Below are 2,390 nucleotides of genomic sequence, written 5' to 3'. Positions count from 1 at the left end.
CCCCCCCCCCCCCCGCGACTCCCAGCGCGCCTCGTTGTCGGCGTAGTCCCCGGTGATGACCGGGTACTCCACCTCCTCCTCCGAGCCGCCGATCGTGTCGCGCCCGGCGTCGATGCGCGGCATGCCCGTCCAGGTGCCGGTGCCGCCGAGCATCGCGTACACCTTGTTCGCCGACTCGGGCAGGTACGGGGTGAGCAGCGTGTTGGCGTCCTGGACCAGCTGGAGCGCCACGTGCAGCACGGTGGCCATCCGCTCGGGGTCGGTCTTCTTCAGCGCCCACGGGGCCTGGTCGGAGATGTACTTGTTGGCCTCGGCCACGGTGCGCATGGCCTCCTGCAGGCCCGCCTTGAACTGGGACCGCTCCAGTCGCTCCCCCACCCTGGCGAACGCGGCCCGCGAGTCCTCCAGCACCCGGCGGTCCTCGTCGGTCAGCTCACCGGCCGCCGGGATCTCGCCCAGGTTCTTGGCCGCCATCGAGATGGAGCGGTTGACCAGGTTGCCCCAGGCCGCCACCAGCTCGTCGTTGTTGCGGCGCACGAACTCGGCCCAGGTGAAGTCGGTGTCCTGCGTCTCGGGACCGGCGGCCATGATGTAGTAGCGCAGCGCGTCGGCGGAGTAGCGCTCCAGGAAGTCGCGCACGTAGATCACCACGCGCCGCGAGGAGGAGAACTTGCGCCCCTCCATGGTGAGGAACTCGCTGGAGACCACCTCGGTGGGCACCTTCAGCTCGCCCAGCGGGCCGGGCTCGCCGCCCCGGTCCCCCTCGCCGTTGTGGCCCAGCAGGATCGCGGGCCAGACCACCGAGTGGAAGACGATGTTGTCCTTGCCCATGAAGTAGTAGGACCGGGCCTCGTCGCCCTGCCACCAGCGGCGCCAGGCCTCGGGCTCACCGATGCGCCGGGCCCACTCCACCGACGCCGACAGGTAGCCGATGACCGCGTCGAACCACACGTACAGGCGCTTGTTGGCGTTGTCGCTCCAGCCCTCCAGCGGGACGGGCACGCCCCAGTTGAGGTCGCGGGTGACCGCGCGCGGCTGGAGGTCCTCCACCAGGTTCAGGGAGAACTTGAGGACGTTGGGGCGCCACTGCCCCTCCTTGCCCTTGAGCCAGGTGGTCAGGGCGTCGGCGAAGGCGGGCAGGTCGAGCATGAAGTGCTCGGTGTCCACGAACTCCGGCTTCTCGCCGTTGATCCGCGAACGCGGCGAGATGAGGTCGATCGGGTCGAGCTGGTTGCCGCAGTTGTCGCACTGGTCGCCGCGCGCGCCGTCGTAACCGCAGATGGGGCAGATGCCCTCGATGTAGCGGTCGGGCAGCGTACGGCCGGTGGACGGGGACACCGCGCCCTTGGTCGTGTGGGCGAACACGTACCCGTTCTCGTGCAGCGCGGTGAACAGCTGCTGCGCGACGGCGTAGTGGTTGCCGGTGGTGGTGCGGGTGAAGAGGTCGTAGGACAGACCCAGGCCCACCAGGTCCTCGGCGATGATCCGGTTGTAGCGGTCGGCCAGCTCCCGGGGGGTCACGCCCTCCTGGTCGGCCAGGACCTGCACCGGGGTGCCGTGCTCGTCGGTCCCGCTGACCATCAGCACGTGGTTGCCCGACATTCGCTGGAAGCGGGAGAAGACGTCGGAGGGGACTCCGAAGCCGGACACGTGACCGATGTGGCGCGGTCCGTTGGCATAGGGCCAGGCGACCGCGGTCAGGATGTGACGATTCGACGACATGACCCAAGCCTAAAGGTACTGCCGCGCCGTGCTGAACTCCATTTCCCGCGCACGGCCCCGGGGCGCGCACGCGGCGCCGCACGCGCCGCGCCGGGCCCGGCTTCCCCGCGCGCGGTCCGGGGCACGGCGGCCCGGCGGTGCGACAGGGGCCGAAGGGACATTCCCCGGGGCTTGCCCCTACCCGTATGCTCTGCTGGACGAGCCGTGCGCCACCGGGACGCACGGTCGGGCAGCACTTCCCTCCCGGTCCTTCCCCGAGGCGGTGGTCACCATGGTTACCGGTGCCCTACCCCGCCCTGCCCGGCACACGACCGCCCTGCTGACCAGCGTGGTCCTGCTCGTCATCCTGTCCTTCCCCGTCGCCTCCGGCGGCGGGCGGCCGGCCGGACCGCCCCTGCCTCCGCACGGCCTGCTCAGCGCCCCCGAGGGCGCCGTGGCCGCGGCGGCGGACCAGGAGCGGGTGACCCCGCGCGAACGCGCGGACCTGGCCGAGAACCCGATGGTCACCGTCGGGCCGCCCGCCTCCACGTGCGACCACCGGTCGGTGCTGCGCGACCTGCCCGACACCGTGCCCAGCAGCGCACTGCGCCTGGCGGTGTGGGACCAGCCCTGGTGGCCGCTCTCTCCCCCCGCGCCCGTTCCCGTCCCGGACCTGGACGCCCCCGGGG

Annotated in this window: 2 protein-coding genes; one reads left to right on the top strand and one right to left on the bottom strand. The window is 71.6% G+C overall.

Going from position 1 to position 2,390, the window contains the following annotated elements; all coding sequences use genetic code 11:
* Positions 1–1,722: methionine--tRNA ligase (gene metG, locus DQW06_RS20965; RefSeq protein WP_117199149.1), on the bottom strand; the 1,722-nt coding region annotated here is incomplete at its 3' end.
* Between the two features lie 271 nt (positions 1,723–1,993).
* On the opposite strand from metG, the gene DQW06_RS20960 reads away from it, so the two are divergent.
* The coding region (locus tag DQW06_RS20960; RefSeq protein WP_117199148.1) for a hypothetical protein at positions 1,994–2,390 on the top strand (397 nt) is incomplete at its 3' end.

The sequence above is a fragment of the Nocardiopsis sp. TNDT3 genome, assembly GCF_003427465.1.
Classification (GTDB): Bacteria; Actinomycetota; Actinomycetes; order Streptosporangiales; family Streptosporangiaceae; genus Nocardiopsis; species Nocardiopsis dassonvillei.
Note: the sequence above shows the minus strand (reverse complement) of the source record. Positions and strands in the feature narration are given on the sequence as shown.